Raw genomic sequence first — 17,991 nt, 5'->3', positions numbered from 1 at the left:
TTACTCCGCTACCGCCGCTTTATCCGCCATGTGTCCTTGCGTGCGTCGGAACAGGAATAAAGTGATTAAGATTAATGCGATTGGAATAAGCGACAAACTAAAAGCCTGATGCCCCCCCATAGATTCAAATACAAACCCAGTCACAACCGAGCCAGTAGTGCCGCCCAATGCCGAAAATACCACTATTAACCCCGTCATTGGTGCGTGTTGGTGAGTAGGTAACGCGCTTAGCATAACCGAGTTGATCACAGGGTAAATAGGCGCCATCATCAAACCAATCATTGGCAGAATAAAAGCGGCGACAGGCGCATCAGCCCATGATGAAATATTCACCGTGTCAGTCCCTTTTGCCAAAGGTAGCGTGAGAACCATCAATAGCGCCATACACACGAGACTCACATTGAGAAACGGATACCAATTAACTTTGCGCAAGATTACACCGGCCCCAAGGCGACCTACCGCGAGCGAAATGGCAAAGATGCTGGTCATTTGAATGCTTACATGTACAGGCAAACCCAGCACGTCGCGATTGAAAGTGGGTAACCAGGTTCCAATGCCTTGTTCAATCAAGACATACAAGAAAATAGATAGAATAAAAATAAGTACGAGGGGCTGATACGCCAAAGATAGCATTGCCACAAAGTCTTTTACTGCCGATTGCTTGTCTACTACCTGTGCTTTTTCGATTGGCGCAAACACCACACATACAATGGTCACAACAACCAAAGCCGCAAGCAAATAGTACACATACATCCAGCTCAGATTGGCGGTGTCGTTAGGGTCGATAAATGCGCTAAATATCCAATAACCGGAGAGCACGCCGATCATGAAGATGCCTTCAATACTATTGAGTAGCGATGAATGTGCTCGTGTTGTTGTAGCCACTTGCCCAACAATGGCGTAAACCGATACTTTAACCAACGCGAAAGCCACTCCAATTGCGCCGAACAGCATCTTAACGCCCCAAAATGCACCAATAGCAGGTGTAACCAAGCAGGCAACTGCCACCAGCGCCAACCCGACAAGTAAGGCCACCTTGTATCCGATGCGGGGAATAAACGACGCGACTAAAAACGACATACAGGCGATTGATAGGTCTTTAAACCCTTCTAACACACTGGCTTCTGGCTTGGAGATGCCAAAGCTATCAATAGACTGAAGAATGACAGTGCCAACACTATTGAGCAAAATAGCGAACACAAAGTAACTTGCCGCAATGGCGATAACGATGAGCATTCTCGACATGTGTAAACACTCTGTTAACTAATCTTGGCGGCAGTCTACCTGTGGTTCAGTTTTTTTGCAAACGTTTGCAAAAACTAATTATTACCGGCTTGAGCGCCGCTCTATTAAGGTAATATCAACCATTTCAGATTGTACGGCCTGTTGATTAAATTGGGCGACAAGACTTGCCACCATTAACTCTGCGGCTTGTTTCGTATTTTGTCTGATGGTCGTTAATGATGGATGCATCAGCTCAGCAAGGGCTATATCATCATAACCCACTAAGCTCACATCACTGGGAATACCCACATACCGCTCTTTTAATGCTTTAAGGGCACCAAGCGCCAACATATCGCTCACTGCGACAATACCGTCAAAATCCAGCCCGAATTGTCGAATGTGCGAATTCACATCTTCATAGGCCGCCGTGCTGGTAATATCAATAGTGCGTGTAAGGGAAGGATCTCGTGTTAACCCTGCCTGCTCATGGGCATCGCAATACCCTCGGTGGCGCTCGCCTAATTCAGCATGCGCAGGGTCGCCCAAGTACATAATACGTTTACAGCCACCCGCAATGAGGTGTTGGGTAGCAGTGACTCCCCCCATGTAGTTGTTCCCACCAACAATAGGGTATGCCGCTTGAGTATTGGGGTCGCCCCATACCACTAAAGGCACGCCAGCGGCTGCAGCGTGGTCGATTTTCTCGGTGCTTTTTCCCTGTCCGACTACGATCAGGCCGTCGGCGCGTTGGCTATTGATGAAGTAGTTTGCCCAATCATCGGTGGCCATAAAAGAATTCGACAACAGCATCTCATACCCTTCCGCGTTCAATGCCTGATTTAGGTCTGCTACAACCTTTAGAAGAAACGGGTCAGAAATACTTTGCTCTGTGTGGTCGACAAGATTCAAAATAACAGCAATCACATTGGTTTTTTGTGTGCGCAACCGGCTCGCTGCGGCATTCACACTAAAATTGTGTTCTAACGCCAACGCTTGTATTCGGTCGCGGGTATCTTGCTTTATCAGTGGATTGTTTTTTAACGCCCTAGATGCAGTGGACGTTGACACGCCAGCTAATTGAGCAAGTTTAGCCAGGGTCAATTTGTTCTCGGATTTCAAACTAGCAACATCAATTTATTAGCATTGTATTATTCATATAGTGGTCGATATCCCCCCCCTATTCAAGCAGCGACATAGATCTTTACGCCATATGATTGACGTAACTCGTATCAATATTCGCCACACTCACAGTGCTGATCACTCCTTCAAGTAAACACAGGCCTGTGATTGACAAGACATTGAGGCCTAAATCCACAGTGTTAATTAATCTGTACACCGAAATAACAAACCGTTAATTAATTTTGCAAACGATTGCATTTTTATCTTGCAATCGTTTGCAAGCACGCTTATGTTATGCAACCTGAACGATGGGGAAACATATTATTAACAACAACCCCCATTATTTAACACAGCTTCCAAAACAAATTAATGAATCAGGAGCACATCATGAACCGTCCATTCCGCCACACATTACTCAGTAGTGCCGTATGCCTAGCACTAGGCGCCCCCCTTGCACTCGCCCAAGAAGCCGACACAAAAGCATCAAAAGCCAGTCAACAAGCTGAAGTTATTGTTGTAAGTGGTACACCCGGTGGTGCAGGTATTCGTAAAATCGATGCCAGTTTTGCTGTCACTAATATCGATGCTTCTGATATTGAGCGCCTGGCGCCAAAAAGCACCGCAGACTTGTTCAAAGCGATCCCCGGTGTATGGGCTGAAAGCTCAGGCGGTGAGTCAGGTGCCAACGTTTTTGTGCGTGGATTCCCAGGTGGTGGTGATGCACCGTTCTTAACTATCAGCCTTGAAGGTTCACCCATTTATCCTGCGCCCACACTGTCGTTCTTAGAAAACTCGCAGTTATTCCGCATTGACGAGACAATCTCTATGATGGAAGGCCTACGCGGTGGTCCTAACCCAGTAGTGAGTAACGGACAACCGGGTTTAACCACTAACTTCAGACTCAAGCGCGGTAGCAGCGATACAGAAGCACTAGCAAAATACACCACGTCTGACTACGGTTTGAATCGCGTAGATTTAGTGTTAAGCGGCGAGTTAGATGACGACCTTTACTACATGGTGGGCGGCTATATTAAAAGCTCTCCCGGTATTCGCGATGCCGGTTTTAACTCTGAAGAAGGTCATCAAATCACCCTTAATATCACCAAAGAGTTTGATAAAGGTGAGTTGAACCTCTACACCCGCCAAACTGACGACCACGGCACTTGGTATTTACCTACGCCATTAAATGTCGACGGTGTAGACGCGTCATATACGCAAATTGGTGTGAACAGCCGCCAAGCCACGATCCACTATGGCCCAGATAACACAGAAGAAAGCTTTGATTTCGGTAACGGCCGTGGTTGGGACGGACACGTTAGCGGCGGTAGCTTGAAGCTGGATTTGGGCCATGGCTGGCAACTTGTTGACCGCTTTAACTATACCGCAGGACAGGCGAATACCTATGGTCTCGTACCTGACGGTTCGGCTACCACAGTGGGTCAAGTGGCAGACAATGGTATGTCAGCAACCGGCTCAGTAACAGGCACAGAATACGATGCCAATACTGCAATTCAGCAAATCGGTCGCTGGGTAGTATTGAAAGATATCAGCGCTTTCACCAATGACCTCGCAGTATCAAAGCAATTTGATGATCTTTCCACGTCATTTGGTATTTACTCTGCCACAACAAAAGCAGAAGACTGGTGGAGTATCGGTAACCAGGCATATTACGTATTGCAGCCAGGCGGCGAAATGCTAGACGGCATCGCGTGTAACGACGACCCGGCTGGTTGTGGCTGGAGCTACGACATTGACGCAGTGGGCGATGCCAGCACACGCGCCTTCTATGCGACCGCGAGCTATTACGCTTCTGACGATATCCAATTAGACCTGGGTGTACGCCGAGAAACCCATGAAGTGGCTTACTCTGTTGATGAAGGCTTAGACGGTAGCGTAGACAAAGCGTTAGATTTTGAACAAAGCCGCACGTCTTGGACAGCTGGTGTGAACTACGCACTCACTGATTTCTCAGGCGCATTCTTCCGTGTAAACCGCGGTTACAAAATGCCGTATTTTGACGACTTCCGCGATAACTGGGACGCCTATACAGGCGGTGAAAACCTCATCAAAGAGGTAACCCAAGCTGAAGCGGGTTACAAGTTTATGAATGACGACCTGCAAGTTTTTGCAACCTTGTTTGCTAACGAAGTAAAAGGTGACACCTTTGTGCGTCGTCCGGGTGAGCCAGCAGAAATACTGACTAACGAAGCATACGGTATCGAAATTGACGGTAACTACACCCACGATTCAGGTTTTGGCGTTAACTTAAATGCCACAGTGCAAGAAACAGAAATCACTGCAAGCGCGACAAACCAAGGCAACGAAGCGCAGCGTCAGCCTGGCTGGCAGTTCCGTGTTACACCGAGCTACGAGTTTGAAGTAGGCGACGATATGTTTATGTCAGTTTACGCAACCCTCTCAGCTGTTGATGACCGCTTTGGTAACAACGAAAACACCGTAGTGCTTGAAGGATATGAGAAAATTGATGTGGGCTTAACTTTTGAGCCAACCGACTCGTTACGTATCTTGTTGTCAGTGGATAACTTAACTGACGAACAAGGGATCACTGAAGGTGACCCGCGTAACCCTGACGCGCCAAATGGCCGCTACATCATGCCACGAAGTGCAAAACTCAGTGTGTCTTACATGCTGTTTTAATAATAACAAGAAACGTCCCTTGTCCTAAGTTTGAGCCAGCTAATTGCTGGCTCTTTTTCGTTTGTCGGTTGAATTAGAAACGATATTGCAAACTCAATTTGGCGTTTAGCGGCGCGCCAGTAGCGATGTTATTCGCGTTATGTGCCGACGGATAGTAAGTTTCATCCAACACGTTATTAATATTGAGTTGAACCTGCAAGGCTTCGCTGTATTGATAATAGACAGCAGCATCGAGTCGCAGGAAGTCGGGCAGAGTAACCGCATTATTCAACGTGGCATATTGCTCAGATTGATACAACAAACCTAGCCCAACTTGCCACGCCGACGAAAGCGAATACAAGTTCCATATTGTCAACATATGCTCAGGTACTTGCGCTAATTCTCGATTCGCTAACTGACCACTCACAACACGGCTTTGCTCTTTGCCATTCAAATGGCTGTAACCCGCGTTGATGTGCCAAGCATCAGTCACTTGACCCGCCAATTGGAACTCATATCCCGTTGTTCGAGTACCCGTTAAAATACTCCGCTCTGGATTATTTGGGTCGGTAGCCGTGCCATTTTCCCGCTCTACCTCAAAGTAAGCTGCCGTAAAGCTCAACCCATCATTAATATTCCACTTCATCCCCACTTCTTTGTTTTCAAAAGTTTCGGCATCCAAGGCCTGAGAAGTAAGAGATAACGTTAAGAACTGATCGCCCGAGCGAGGCAAGAAGGATTCACTCAAACTGGCATAAAATGACATGGCATCGTTGGGTTTATAAATCAAACCTACACGCGGCGACACTTCAGAATCACTGCTACCTAAATACCCTGAATTGCCATCATCACTACCGTCTGCCACTTCGATATGGTCGACAACATCGATTTCAAACTTATCGAAACGCACACCAACGACTGCACGCCAATGTTCGGTTAGGGCAATTTCGTCTTGGAAGAACGCGGACGTAAACGTTACCTCTGACGCGCGGTCGCGCACCGGGTCAGTGAGGGTCATGTCAGGAATAGCTAAAGGACGCGTAAAGGCAAACGTTACTTGGTCATCTTGAGAATCGTAAAAATACGCATCGCTACGAGCGTTATCAGTGTCTTGATTACCGTATTCCGCCCCAAGCAAAAGGGTATGAGATAACGTGCCTGTGTCAATTTGCCCTATAACATTCATTTGCAATAAGGCATTTTGACGCCCCGTGGTATCGCGATAACCGTCTAAAGTCACTGTGTTATCTGCTGCATTAAAATTAACTGGATAGAGGTTTTGATAAACCTTGTCGTAGTCGGCGTATTGCGCCGTGCCGTTGATAGTCCAGCTTTCATTTAATACGTGATCAACACTAATACGCGCGATATGAGCTTCTAGCGTTGTATTGTTAAACGTGGGGTCGCCAAAATACGTATCTCGCTCACCACGTAACGGCTCGCCATCTAAAGATGGAACACCCCGGTCAACTAAACGGTCATCGTTCACATACTCATAAGAAGCATGGATGGTAGTGTGTTTGTCCGCCAACCAGGTTAAGGTGGGATTCAGCGCGAAGCGCTCTCCGTCTTTAAAGTCACGGTGATTATCAATTGTGTCAAATACCCCATTGAAACGAATGGCAGCATTGGCAGACAAGGTTGTATTGTTATCGACACCCACAGACGAAGCTGAGAAGCTGTCTATACCCGCGTTCAAAGCTGTGAAATTAGTACCCACTTTGGCTTTTTTTATCACGCGGTTGATCACACCGCCGCCGCCACCACGACCAAACAGCAATGCATTAGCACCGCGCATAATTTCCACGCGCTCTACGTTATACAAAGGGCGAAAATACTGTACGTCATCACGTAGCCCATCAACAAAAAAGTCGGCGGTTGTGTTTTGCCCACGAATCGTGATTTGGTCTCGATGATCTTCACCTAGCCCTATACTGACCCCAGGTGTGTACTGCATCACGTCTGCAATACTGAACATGGCTTGCTGAGCCATTTGCTCGGCGCTCATAATTGAAACCGACTGAGGAACATTCACCAACAAGGTTGGCGTTTTAACCGCGCTGGCCACTTGCTGACCGAAAAAAGCGCCTCGTACCGAAATGCGTTCAATACTATCATCGTCTACTTTATTGTTCTCGCTACCATAGGCTTGCCACGCCAGTGCCGATAACACAGCGATTGTGGTACTTTTTATTTTCATTCCAAGTGTGCTCTTTAACTATGTTAATATTGTATTATGTAAATGATAAGAATTTACATTAGCGTAATAATAGTCGTTGCGGTCAGCACTTCAATTAAATTTAGAGAAATCTATACCTAAGTTGTAAATGTTGCTTTCTCTCTATGCTCGTGCCACTCTGCATTGTCTTTAATAGTGAATTTGGGGAAAGCGTATGCCAAAGAAGATTGCGATATTCGCTTGGGTCATGGTGGTATGGAATGTCATTGGTGTCTTGGCGTTTGCCTTGCAATTATCGCTAACACCTGAAGATTTAGCTGCTTTGCCCGATAATCAACGCCCGTTGTACGAGAACTTTCCAGCTTGGGCGATGGCCGCTTTTGGTGTTGCTGTAGTATGTGGCTTGCTCGGTAGCCTGTTACTTGGCTTGCGAAACAAACTGGCGTTGCCTGTTTTAATTCTGTCGTTTTTAGGCTTAATGGTTCAACACGCTCATGCGTTTTTTGTGCAAGATGCCATCGCGATTATGGGGCCTTCAGCCGTGATAATGCCTTTGGCAGTCACGGTATTCTCTGTATTGTTAATCACGGTTGCACTAAAAGCCCGACAGCATGCTTGGTTTCGCTAAACCAAGGCAGTGAAAAATAACGTCTTGGCAGAGCACTGAGGGTTCAATTCCCCCTCAGTGCTTCCTTCTTAGTACACGTCTCGTTGATACCTGAGCTCACTAACGAGGATGTCCATGTAGGCATCGACACCGGCGTCATCAAATCCACCATACTGCCCGATAACCGCCCTAATGGCCTTGTCTACGTCGGCAGCCATGCGCGATGCGTCACCACAAATATAGATGTAGCCCCCTTCTTGTAGCCATTGGAAAAAGGTTTCTCCGTGTTTAGCGATCAAGGTTTGCACATAGATTTTTTCAGTCGTATCTCGTGACCATGCCAAGCTCAACTCAGTGAGTAAACCCGAAGATTGCCATGCGGTTATTTGGTCACGATAAAGGAAATCCTGTTGTTCGTGTTGATCGCCGAAAAACAACCAGTTTTTCCCTGTTGCGGCACGCATTTCCCGCTCTTCCAAAAATGCCCGAAACGGTGCGATTCCCGTGCCCGGTCCAATCATAATCAATGGCGCTTCATCGTTTGCCGGAATATGAAAATGCGCCGATTTCTGCACATATACGCCTAAATTACCGCCTTCAGACAATCGCTTACCCAACCAAGTCGACGCCACGCCCTTACGAGGCTTTTCATACAAGTCATAATGCACTTCTCCCACGGTTAAATGCACTTCGCCGGGGTGAGCTTTGGGGCTTGAAGCAATAGAATACAAACGGGGCTGTAAGGGGCGTAAACCATCGACAAAACATTGCGGTGTTAATGTGGGTTTTAGCTGTGCCAACACATCGTAAACTTGGTAATCGTTCGGCACTTCTTGCTCAATCCCCCACGCCTCCAGTGTTTTCGCGTTCACTGTGGCAATATCCAATTTGCTTTGCAGTAACACTTTTAACGACGCAGCACCCGATTTCTGCGTTACCACTTCTCGCCCCGAAAAACCCGTTAACTGCAGCAATGCTCTCACTTCATCTGGGCAGTTTAGCGGCCAAACTCCCAGTGCATCCCCCACATCGTAATGCATGTCATCGCCACCGCCCGCTAAGCTAATTTCAATGTGATTTACACACTTCGCTGAAGCGGGTGCACTCAGTTTTTCAACCTCAATAAGATTGGCAATAAACGGGTGGGTTTTAGTGTACGTTGGAGCCGCATCGTCGTTGGATGCTACGGACGCTGTGCTGCTTCCCGCTGCTTGCGTAAATGCTGAAGACTGAAAAACACCGTTTTGCCATTCGGCAAATTCGTCTTCAAAAGCAACATCACACGCAGTGTATTCGGCGCACTGAGTCGCGCCCAATTCAATCAGACGCGCATTAATATCTGCAGCACATTTATTGAAATAGGCATAACTTGAATCCCCCAAACCGCACACACTAAAGTTGAGACTTGCCGGTAACTGGCTCGCCTGCTCATCCATTAGCGCAGTATAGAATTTTTTTGCATTGTCTGGCGGCTCCCCCTCACCAAAGGTAGAGCACACAATAACGACGTGCGTGTGCGCGGCGAGGTCAGCAGGTTCAATGGTATCTAGCTCTGCAATCGTGGCCTCGAAGCCCTGTGTCGCAGCGTGTTTCTTCAGCGCTTTGGCTAACACTTCACAGTTCCCTGATTGCGAACCGTAAAACACCGCCATGGGCGCACCCGCTTCTTCCGGCTGTGGGCCAGCTTTTGCTGCTGCGGCAATCGTACTAATGCCAGTGAGTAGTCCATTCAGCCATTGTCGCTGCTCATTGTCGAAAGGCGCTGTTTCTGGAATATCAACAACAGTGCCTTTTTCGCTTTGCAAATCTACCGCGGCGCTTAGTTGTGTAATCAGTGCATTGTTCATAAGGTTGTTCTCTAAATTTGAATTAGTTAGCGAGCAGGACGGGTTCAAGCTGGCTGTCTTCCAACTGCCTTGTGAAACTCAAAAACGACACGTCGTCTTGGCGTTTTTGCAGGTAATTCCCCACTATTTTCTCCGCGATATCGCACACATCTCTTGCGGCTACTGGGCCACATAAAAAGCGAGCCAAGCCTTGGTCGTCATCGGTACCACCACCAACAAATATGTTGTAGCCCTCGCTGCCATCTGACGCAGTAGTGCCAATAAGCCCAATGTCGCCAATGTAGTGCTGGGCACAAGAATTGGGGCAACCGGTTAAGTGAATATTGATAGGGTTGTCTAAGGTGAAACGACTTTGTAGATGGTCGACGATCCGCTCAGCATCTTGTTTGGTGTAAGCATTAGCCAATTTACAAGCCCAACGGCCCGTACAAGCAATGGCACCAGCCGCAAAAGCATTGGCATTAACGCTCAAGCCCAGCGCTTCTATTTCTTTCACCACCGCGTCAACATCTGCATCTGGAATATGGGGGATCAATAGGTTTTGCCACACAGTTAAACGTATGTCGTTCGCACCGTAGCGCATGGCAATACGGCCAATTGCGCGCATTTGGTCCGGACTCATTCGCCCCAACTTCAGTGCCACACCAATATAGTTCAGCCCCGCCTGCTTTTGTTTATGTACGCCAATATGGGCTTGACGTTGAATAGCTGGACGCGGTGCTTGAAAAGTGCTGTCTAGGGCCTGCAACACAACACCACAATCCATTTCGTCTAACTTTTCTTGAATGCGTTCGCATACCCAATCAAAACCATGCGCGTCTAATACATATTTAAAACGCGCTTTTTTGCGATTTGTTCTGTCGCCGTGTTCCAAATATACTTGAAGTATTGCTTCTGCGACCTTGGGTGTTTGATGAGGCAAACAAACAAAGCCCGTGTCTCTGGCAAAATCTTTATGCCCAGAAATGCCTCCCAATACCAAACGACAATAAATACCCGGCGCGACGCCTTGATTGTTTTCCAGTACCTTGGTCGCAACAAAACCCACGTCGTTTGTGTCAGATACACACGAAATACTGCCTGCATTGTCAAAGGCAAAGTTAAACTTGCGTGGAAGACCGTGGAAATCACGGGTATTGAGGATCACATGGCTAAAGTCGATAGCGTATTTTTGCATCGCTATTAACTCATTCTCGTCAAAGCCGTCTGTGGGACTTGCGGTAATATTACGCGCACTGTCTGCGCCTGAGCCTTTACAGCTCAAGCCTAGGTCATAAAAGGCCGCTAGGAGTTCCAATGCTTTATTCGCTGGAATTTCCCGCAATTGGAAATTACCTCGGGTCGTCACATGGGCGTAACCACCAGCAATGTGCTGAGCAATGTCACCCAACCCCACCAATTGATCGCCGCGCAACTTACACGCAGGAATACGCATACGGCACATATAACCGTCCATGGCAGGTGCGACGTTAAATAGCCCAAAATGGCGGAACATAAATCCGACGATCCCTTCAGGCATGCGGTTGTCGTTATCGTGTCTGACTATCCAATCCCATATATCCAGTACATGAGTTTCGTATTTGGCTTTTTCTTCTTTGCACAAATCGTCAAGTGGCGTTCCCCAGAAAGTCGGCAACGCGTCTTCTTTTTCGCTACGATCCCCCGCTCCTAACAGCTCGTGAAGATTCATTTTTACCAGCATTTCAGCAAGGTAAGTTTTTTGTTCCTGAGTAAACCCTTTGCCGCCATTGGCTGTTGTCGCAATTAGGTTGTCGTCAGTCAGAACACGAATTTCAGACATAGCAAACCCCTCAACTCATATTCATGAGTCGAAAATATCGTCATTGATGGAAAATTAAATTGGAAGTGGCGTTACGAATGACTCTCGTCACTATTGTGATAACGCAAGATATATGCCTACTACTAGCCAACGCGGTTCACAAACCGGTTGGCTGCACTAAGCGCTACAGCAAAATAGTTGAAACACCATGATTTAAATAAATAATTTCACTTTTTCCACGGTGTAGAATCTGTCGAAAACTCGCGCCGTACTCGTTCTGATATAGATTAGCACGGTGCCAGAGAGGGTTTATTTCCGGGCCACTGGCTCCCCATTGAACCACCCAGAAGCAAACCCGCTTTACATTGCACCAAATTGGGCCGAGTTACATGCTAATAATGTACATGCCAGCGAGCCAGCAAACGCTGGTTAGCGTTATATAAAATGCGTAATAAAACCCTGCAAAACCGGGAATGGGCACTTTCTGGGTATAGTCAGTGCCAATTTGCCACCCCGCTAAGATAGCATTCAACATGGCTACCGTGAGCGTTAGTGCTGAATAACACTTGAACCAAATAGGTGTATGCAATGCTAACCACACGTCATAGGTTATATCGTCTTGCAAAAAAATGCGTAAGAGGTAAACCGTCGCCCACACAATAATGGCGATATTGCTGATGCGCTGAAATATCCACTCGTGCACACCATTGCGTTTTTCTAAGCGTAAACTCAAGCCCATACCCATACTCCGAATAGCACGCTTAGCGCAACACCTAAGCCAATTGCAACACGCGAGATAAGTCGCCCGCCTTCTAATTCTTCGAAGTAACCGCACTCCTGAATAATGTGTTTTAACCCGCCTACTGCGTAGTAGCCCATTGCCGTTAAAAAGCCCCAAACCAGAAACTGAATCACAAAGACTTCGGTGATCATGCCTTTAATACGGTAAAAGCCCTCAGGAGATTCAAGGCTGATGTAGAGCGCAGGTAAGCAAAACACCGCCGCGACCCAAATAATAACCGCGCTTATACGGTGTAAAATAGAAGCCACACCCATAATCGGTAGGGTGATCGTGTTTAATTCTAAATTGACTGGGCGCTTTTTCTTCATGCAACGGTTCCTTGAATCCACAATACAGAAATAATGACTGTGGCAGTCATCTCATTCAGCTATCCGAACTTCCAATCAATCTTAATGCTAATCATTTTTATTTGCAAAGAAACTTGAAAACCCACGGCACGCATATACAATTGATAATCATTTTCATTTGAAGAAATTATATGTCGGGACAAGATAGAGCCAGCGCGCTATTGCGCAAAGACAGATTTAACGCAGAGTTTGAAAAAGCCAATACCCATTTGTATTTGACCAGACAGCGAATACAGCACCCTAATGCTAAGCCACAGCATTTGGAGCACTTTCTTGACGCGGCGGTATCACTGGCGACCTTATGCCAAGCGCCCGAAGCGGAACATCACACCCTAGACGTGCTGATGTGGTGTTATAAGCAATGTGAACATGAGAAGCAGCGTTGCTGCCACTCCTGGTCATTTAGCAGTGCATGCGACAAGCAACTAGCGCAGTTGAAAACACAGATTTGTCGCGCATGCCCTCACAACGTTTATCCGTTGTTGAGTTAGGATGAAGGTGATGACAGGTTATCGACTACTCAATACTGCCTCTAGTGCGTCGACCTGATTGAGCAAACGATTTTCCAATGAATCTTGCGCTATACGAGTAAAATCATCGATATACCATACATCCGCTTGTTTGGCTTTGCCGCTATCCAGTTTGATATACCCCAAGCCAAATGCTATCGCGTCCTGCTCACTGCTCACATCACTAGCCAAACTGCTGGTTAACGGTAGAAGCTTACTGTCCAATGGCACAACAAAAGCAATGTCAGCTGCCATGAGCTTTTCGTCGAGTTGTAAATTCACGCGTCTTATTAGCGAAGATATGCGCTGGTAGTTGCTGTTTAACACCTCAGCTTGCGCTGGCCATAAGGCACTTAAATCGCGCTTTAACACCCCCAGCATGATCAGCAAGTTATTACTATTCAGCCAAAAATGTTCCCCTGCTTCCGCCAGTACCACCTTTTCTCCGCTTGGCATAATGGCATGGGCAATATCAATGTTCACAATACGAATATTGCTTTGGCGCAGCGTTGGATAAAACGTTAATTCTGGCGCTACCGAACTGATACCCACAAGGGCGTCGTAGGCGGCAAAAGCCGCGTGACTGTTTTTATTCAGCCAACTGCCGATGCGGTTTACCGGTAAGCGCTTAGGAGGCAGATAATCAACACTGATATCTGTGCCCTTTACCAGCGCTTGCGTAATGCTGTGACTTATTGGGCTGACCGTGGCAATTTTTGCCGCATAGGCGCTGTGCGCGTAGAACAGGTAAACGGCGACTAAACTGATCAATAACCGAAACATAAACATTACCTTTTAGAATGTGAAAACGTGTGCTTACCAATAGCAAATACAAACCACATACACGCCACAAGGATGATCGCAGGGCCTGTAGGAACGGCCATCTGAAGATACATTGGCAGTAACACCCCTGCTAATGCACTGGTGGTGGCAATTAGCATTGACCAAAGCAACATCGATTTGATGTTACCCGCTAGCAATCGCGCACTTGCTGCGGGAATAAGCAATAATGCACCGACCAAAATCGCCCCTATGATTTTCACCGCAGCCACTGTCATTAACGCAATCAATAGCACAAAGCCGTAGTCGTGTAATTTGGTTTTTACGCGTAAACTTTTGGCGATTTCTGGAGACAAGGCGGTTAAAAACGCTTTATTGGCGTACTTGAAAGCCAAGGTAACGATGACCACAAACATAACAAATAAAATAACAATGTCTTGGCCATCGGCAGTTAATACCGAACCGAATAACACCTGCTCTACAAGGTGCGCGTTGACTTGCTTGGCAACGAGCATGATCAGGGCCGCACCCAACGCTAAAGCAAATGCGAGGAATACGCCGATTAAGGCGTCGTAAGGTACTGTTGTGCGCCCTCTCACCCATTGTAGTGACAACGCAAATAGAATAGAAAACGCAAACAAACTAATCCAAGGCGCTTCGATTGGCTCACCGAGCAGAATGCCAATCGACACCCCCGTAAGCGCCGAATGCCCAACGGCTTCAGACAAAAATGCCAGCCGTTTCACCACAACTAAGGTACCTAAAGCACCCAGTAATGGGCCTATCATTAAGCTAGCCAAAAAGGCGTTAACCAAAAAGCCATAATTGAACATTTCGGGTAACCACCCATGCTCAACCAAACTCGAGAAAAAAGAGTGAATACTAGTTAGCATGGCATCGCCTTACGCTATGTTGGTTAAGTCGAGCGCGCGTTGTTGCAGCACTGACAAAATATGTTCGGCACTGCCGCTATCTACGAGCTTGCCATCAATTAACGCCACTCGGTCACAATAGGCTTCTATAACATGCCAGTGGTGTTCAACCATTAATATCGACTTTCCTTGCTGATGGTAGTCGTGAAGTATATCGAGGATGAGTTGATGGCCTTGTTTATCCACCCCAGCTAACGGTTCATCTAGCAACAAAATATCCGGCTCGTTAACCAGTGCGCCACACAATAAAACCCGCTGACGTTCACCCGTCGACAAAGTGCCGATGCGTTTATCTGCAAAGTCGACAATATTAAAGCGCGCCATATATTCGCTAATTTTCTTATTGCGTTTATAGCTCAACCACACCGGAGCATCTTCAGATACCATTCTGAGGTAGTCCAGTACGGTAATGGGTAGAGTTGCATCAAAAGGCGCGAGCTGAGGTACGTAACCAATTTTTCCAGCCTCGGCTGGCCAATCTAAGTAAATCTGACCTTGGTGAGGAACCAAGCCCAATAGCGCTTTCATCAACGTAGACTTACCACCGCCGTTTGGCCCGACAATGCCTAACCAACAGCCAGGTTCTACAGTAAAGTCAAACGCATTAAGCAGTGTATTTGTACCGAGTGTTACACCCGTATTGGTGAAACAAACAGTGGGAGAGACCGACAAGGTATTGCTCGAATCCTTACTCATATCGCCACCTTGTCGGCCGCGTAAGTGAGTGCCTCAACCAAGGTATTAACGTTGTGCTGCATTTCTCTTTCCACCAAATCGGCAGAGTACTCACCGTGTGTCATATGTGAGAAATGATAAATCTTAATACCCGTTTCTTTCTCAATAACATCAACATAGCTATTGGCCATATTCAATTCAGTAAACAGCACATCAATATCGGCCTGTTTAATTTCGTCGATAGTCTGTTGCAATTGAGACGCGCTGGGCTTAACGCCATGGGCAGGCTCTACCACAGCCGATACCGTTAACCCGAACTCCTGCAATAAATAGCCATACGCGTTATGCGTGCTGGCAATTTTTATCTGGCTCACGTCTTTGTTTATCAGTAATGCTTGCACCCCTTTTTTCATGCCACGTAATTTTTTAGCGTAAAGAAAGGCGTTTTTAGTGAAGTATTTCGCGTCGTCAGGGCGCAATTGTCCCAACGCTTTTGCAATGCTATACACTTGGCGTATGGCGGCGTCTATTGATACAAAGGTGTGGGGATTCGCTTTTTCACCGTCGCCCAGCAAAGGAACATCTTTATTGGCGTAAATCATCACGAGATTTTTCGGATTAATGCGCGAAACAGCATGAATGGCAAATTCGTCATGACCAATGCCATTCACGACTAGCGCGTCGAGCTCATTTAAACGTGCAATATCCGCAGGGTTCAGTGCGTAGTTATGCGGGTTAAATCCAGCGTCGATCAGCGGTAGCACCTCTCCTTTTGTTCCCAACACATTTGCCACGTAGGAATAATAAGGGTGCAATGTAATGCCTACGACAAACTTGTCGTCAGCCTGTTGTGCGCTGGCTTGGCCGGCACAAAAAAACAGCAAGCATGCTGTTATCAAAAAATGCTTTATTTTCAATGTTAACACCCTTTATTGGGGAGAGGTAACGGCGAACCAGTGGTCGTTTAACTCGCACTGTTCACTTTGATGTTCGTCATGGGCATCAGCAATGCGCCACTGCACTTGCCACGTTTGGTTGTGCTTCAACAGCCTAACCACACCATGCTCGTTGCTTGTCACGAAACAGTTTTGTTGTGGGGTAGTAAAGTGATGCGTGGTAAATGGCGCCAGTGCGTTTTCTTGCAACTCAGCTAACGTTGGCGAGGCACTCAACAAACCCACTTCTTGCAACATCACAATTTCATCACTGGCGATGCTGAGTTGCATCGCCACATTACTCAATGGATTGGGCAACCTAACCTGTTGCGCGTGATCATCATGGGTTAACCAAAGTAAACTGGCAGCCATCAGCAATACCACGACAAAGCTCAATATGAAAAGCTGGTTTTCCTGTCGTCCATCGTGAACGGGAACAATCTCTCGCATCAATCCTACTTCCCTCGTATTTTACAGTTCTGAGTAATCAAATTCGGCAGGACTTTCATGCCCGGGATCGAAAACGATGTAGTATTCACCCTCTGGCTTGTCTACCAGCACAGAGCCGTCAGACGCAGTGGTCACCTGTTTAATTAATTCCTCGTCATAGGAATACACGCTAAGTGTTACCTCACCCGCTAAACTCGCGTCGCTATAACCGGCAACACAATACAATTTGCTATCGTCGTTAGTGTCGGTTTCGCACTGTAAGGTCGGGAAATGCGCATATGCCTTGCCGCATAACAGCAAGGCACACAACATCACAAGGGTACGTTTAACAGCGGCACAATTATTCATAGATAACTTCAAATGCATAATAAACACGTGTGATATCAAAATCGGCGGTGTCATCAAGGCTATCGCGCTTGTCATACACTTTAAGCATATAACGTCCGCCTTCCTCGAAGGTAAACGCCGATTTACCCTCTGCGTCGGTTTTCAGTTCAAGTACAGTAGGTTTCTCTTGATACTGAGGGCCTTCTTTTTCAATAGTGAATTCAGTGTCTGCAGCGGGCTTTCCGTCAAACAAGAATTTCACTTCAATCTCTTCGCCAGTTACGTAATCTGCCGGATGCGTAACGGGGATCACTTCAAAACCGTGGTTTTTCGGCTGCATCACAGCATCAGTCGGCGCTTTATTGGTCACGTATGACATGGCAACGGTAAAGTACTTTGATGTTTCGAGGTTTTTGCCTTCTTCAGGCATCTCCGCTTGTGCTTCAACCTTGTTTTTACCACGCATAAACTTTTTCGTATCGCGCTTACCAATGGTGTAAGACGAAAAATACGTCGGGCCGCTTTCGTAAACCAACGCATAAGTACCTTCACCATCCACATTTAGGTCGAAGGTTGCTCGACGTGCGCCTTCAAAATAAGCGCCTAAACGACGTACTTGCTTACCGTCGACACCGAACACTTTTGCGCCGTCACTCGACATCGCAAAGTCAGGGCGAAATGTGGTATGCGACGCCGTAATATCAACTGGAACTGTGGTAGCTTTATCGCTATTTAGAGAGAAATAGCTAGGCCAAATATAGATGTCATGGGCGCTCGCTTGAGACGTCGCTAGCGCGATTGCTGCGCCAGTAAACAAAGCAGATAGTTTGGTAAATTTCAT

General features: G+C 46.9%; 17 protein-coding genes. 3 read left to right on the top strand and 14 right to left on the bottom strand.

The window, feature by feature from the left end:
* Window positions 1–1,245 carry an MFS transporter gene (locus tag ACXAH6_RS12885; protein ID WP_474877407.1) on the bottom strand — a complete coding sequence of 415 codons (1,245 nt, stop codon included), beginning with the start codon at window positions 1,243–1,245 and terminating at the stop codon, window positions 1–3.
* Between the two features lie 81 nt (window positions 1,246–1,326).
* The gene (locus ACXAH6_RS12880) at window positions 1,327–2,343 is read right to left on the bottom strand and encodes a LacI family DNA-binding transcriptional regulator (RefSeq protein WP_474877406.1); all 1,017 of its coding nucleotides are present in this window, start codon (window positions 2,341–2,343) and stop codon (window positions 1,327–1,329) included.
* 387 nt (window positions 2,344–2,730) lie between these two features.
* Between ACXAH6_RS12880 and ACXAH6_RS12875 the strand changes: the two genes are divergently transcribed.
* Window positions 2,731–5,001, top strand: coding sequence for a TonB-dependent receptor (locus ACXAH6_RS12875; RefSeq protein WP_474877404.1), 2,271 nt, complete (start codon window positions 2,731–2,733; stop codon window positions 4,999–5,001).
* 73 nt (window positions 5,002–5,074) lie between these two features.
* Here ACXAH6_RS12875 and ACXAH6_RS12870 read toward each other — a convergent pair whose 3' ends face one another.
* Window positions 5,075–7,180: a TonB-dependent receptor gene (locus tag ACXAH6_RS12870; protein WP_474877403.1), complete on the bottom strand. Its 2,106-nt coding sequence runs from the start codon at window positions 7,178–7,180 to the stop codon at window positions 5,075–5,077.
* Window positions 7,181–7,373: 193 nt separating this feature from the next.
* On the opposite strand from ACXAH6_RS12870, the gene ACXAH6_RS12865 reads away from it, so the two are divergent.
* Entirely contained in the window at window positions 7,374–7,787 is a 414-nt protein-coding gene (locus ACXAH6_RS12865) for a hypothetical protein (protein WP_474877401.1), read from the top strand.
* 68 nt (window positions 7,788–7,855) lie between these two features.
* Here ACXAH6_RS12865 and ACXAH6_RS12860 read toward each other — a convergent pair whose 3' ends face one another.
* The 4 genes from ACXAH6_RS12860 to sdhC form a co-directional block, all read right to left on the bottom strand.
* A complete protein-coding gene (locus tag ACXAH6_RS12860) occupies window positions 7,856–9,613 on the bottom strand; it encodes a diflavin oxidoreductase (RefSeq protein WP_474877400.1) in 1,758 nt (585 codons plus the stop codon).
* Window positions 9,614–9,635: 22 nt separating this feature from the next.
* Window positions 9,636–11,414 (bottom strand): NirA family protein, encoded by a 1,779-nt coding sequence (locus ACXAH6_RS12855; protein ID WP_474877399.1) that lies wholly within the window; start codon window positions 11,412–11,414, stop codon window positions 9,636–9,638.
* A 364-nt stretch (window positions 11,415–11,778) separates the two neighbouring features.
* Window positions 11,779–12,132: a succinate dehydrogenase, hydrophobic membrane anchor protein gene (gene sdhD / locus ACXAH6_RS12850; protein ID WP_474877397.1), complete on the bottom strand. Its 354-nt coding sequence runs from the start codon at window positions 12,130–12,132 to the stop codon at window positions 11,779–11,781.
* Window positions 12,123–12,503 carry a succinate dehydrogenase, cytochrome b556 subunit gene (sdhC, locus tag ACXAH6_RS12845; RefSeq protein ID WP_474877395.1) on the bottom strand — a complete coding sequence of 127 codons (381 nt, stop codon included), beginning with the start codon at window positions 12,501–12,503 and terminating at the stop codon, window positions 12,123–12,125. Before sdhC ends, sdhD begins: the two co-directional genes overlap by 10 nt.
* Window positions 12,504–12,673: 170 nt before the next feature.
* On the opposite strand from sdhC, the gene ACXAH6_RS12840 reads away from it, so the two are divergent.
* The gene (locus ACXAH6_RS12840) at window positions 12,674–13,033 is read left to right on the top strand and encodes a hypothetical protein (RefSeq protein WP_474877394.1); all 360 of its coding nucleotides are present in this window, start codon (window positions 12,674–12,676) and stop codon (window positions 13,031–13,033) included.
* A gap of 18 nt (window positions 13,034–13,051) precedes the next feature.
* Here the strand turns inward: ACXAH6_RS12840 and ACXAH6_RS12835 are convergent, their stop codons facing one another.
* Genes ACXAH6_RS12835 through ACXAH6_RS12805 form a run of 7 tightly spaced genes read right to left on the bottom strand, consistent with a single transcriptional unit; the run spans window position 13,052 to window position 17,991 of the window.
* Window positions 13,052–13,834, bottom strand: coding sequence for a hypothetical protein (locus ACXAH6_RS12835; protein WP_474877392.1), 783 nt, complete (start codon window positions 13,832–13,834; stop codon window positions 13,052–13,054).
* Between the two features lie 5 nt (window positions 13,835–13,839).
* Window positions 13,840–14,724 (bottom strand): metal ABC transporter permease, encoded by an 885-nt coding sequence (locus tag ACXAH6_RS12830; RefSeq protein ID WP_474877391.1) that lies wholly within the window; start codon window positions 14,722–14,724, stop codon window positions 13,840–13,842.
* Between the two features lie 9 nt (window positions 14,725–14,733).
* On the bottom strand, window positions 14,734–15,459 hold the full coding sequence (locus ACXAH6_RS12825; protein ID WP_474877389.1) for a metal ABC transporter ATP-binding protein: 726 nt from the start codon (window positions 15,457–15,459) through the stop codon (window positions 14,734–14,736).
* Entirely contained in the window at window positions 15,456–16,355 is a 900-nt protein-coding gene (locus ACXAH6_RS12820; protein WP_474877387.1) for a metal ABC transporter solute-binding protein, Zn/Mn family, read from the bottom strand. Before ACXAH6_RS12820 ends, ACXAH6_RS12825 begins: the two co-directional genes overlap by 4 nt.
* A gap of 12 nt (window positions 16,356–16,367) precedes the next feature.
* Window positions 16,368–16,823: a hypothetical protein gene (locus ACXAH6_RS12815; RefSeq protein WP_474877385.1), complete on the bottom strand. Its 456-nt coding sequence runs from the start codon at window positions 16,821–16,823 to the stop codon at window positions 16,368–16,370.
* A 21-nt stretch (window positions 16,824–16,844) separates the two neighbouring features.
* Window positions 16,845–17,171: a hypothetical protein gene (locus tag ACXAH6_RS12810; protein ID WP_474877384.1), complete on the bottom strand. Its 327-nt coding sequence runs from the start codon at window positions 17,169–17,171 to the stop codon at window positions 16,845–16,847.
* Complete coding sequence (locus ACXAH6_RS12805) at window positions 17,164–17,991, bottom strand: DUF4198 domain-containing protein (protein ID WP_474877382.1); 828 nt, start codon at window positions 17,989–17,991, stop codon at window positions 17,164–17,166. The genes ACXAH6_RS12810 and ACXAH6_RS12805 overlap by 8 nt, the downstream gene beginning before the upstream one ends.

Source organism: Alteromonas sp. ABE4_545 (genome assembly GCF_056161325.1).
This window is presented reverse-complemented; position numbering and strand designations above follow the sequence as displayed.

Coding starts and splice junctions, on each gene's coding strand:
- ACXAH6_RS12885 (WP_474877407.1), bottom strand. CDS start 1,245: ATGTCGAGAATGCTCATCGTTATCGCCATTGCGGCAAGTTACTTTGTG.
- ACXAH6_RS12875 (WP_474877404.1), top strand. CDS start 2,731: ATGAACCGTCCATTCCGCCACACATTACTCAGTAGTGCCGTATGCCTA.
- ACXAH6_RS12870 (WP_474877403.1), bottom strand. CDS start 7,180: ATGAAAATAAAAAGTACCACAATCGCTGTGTTATCGGCACTGGCGTGG.
- ACXAH6_RS12865 (WP_474877401.1), top strand. CDS start 7,374: ATGCCAAAGAAGATTGCGATATTCGCTTGGGTCATGGTGGTATGGAAT.
- ACXAH6_RS12860 (WP_474877400.1), bottom strand. CDS start 9,613: ATGAACAATGCACTGATTACACAACTAAGCGCCGCGGTAGATTTGCAA.
- ACXAH6_RS12855 (WP_474877399.1), bottom strand. CDS start 11,414: ATGTCTGAAATTCGTGTTCTGACTGACGACAACCTAATTGCGACAACA.
- sdhD (WP_474877397.1), bottom strand. CDS start 12,132: ATGGGCTTGAGTTTACGCTTAGAAAAACGCAATGGTGTGCACGAGTGG.
- sdhC (WP_474877395.1), bottom strand. CDS start 12,503: ATGAAGAAAAAGCGCCCAGTCAATTTAGAATTAAACACGATCACCCTA.
- ACXAH6_RS12840 (WP_474877394.1), top strand. CDS start 12,674: ATGTCGGGACAAGATAGAGCCAGCGCGCTATTGCGCAAAGACAGATTT.
- ACXAH6_RS12835 (WP_474877392.1), bottom strand. CDS start 13,834: ATGTTTCGGTTATTGATCAGTTTAGTCGCCGTTTACCTGTTCTACGCG.
- ACXAH6_RS12830 (WP_474877391.1), bottom strand. CDS start 14,724: ATGCTAACTAGTATTCACTCTTTTTTCTCGAGTTTGGTTGAGCATGGG.
- ACXAH6_RS12825 (WP_474877389.1), bottom strand. CDS start 15,459: ATGAGTAAGGATTCGAGCAATACCTTGTCGGTCTCTCCCACTGTTTGT.
- ACXAH6_RS12815 (WP_474877385.1), bottom strand. CDS start 16,823: ATGCGAGAGATTGTTCCCGTTCACGATGGACGACAGGAAAACCAGCTT.
- ACXAH6_RS12810 (WP_474877384.1), bottom strand. CDS start 17,171: ATGAATAATTGTGCCGCTGTTAAACGTACCCTTGTGATGTTGTGTGCC.
- ACXAH6_RS12805 (WP_474877382.1), bottom strand. CDS start 17,991: ATGAAATTTACCAAACTATCTGCTTTGTTTACTGGCGCAGCAATCGCG.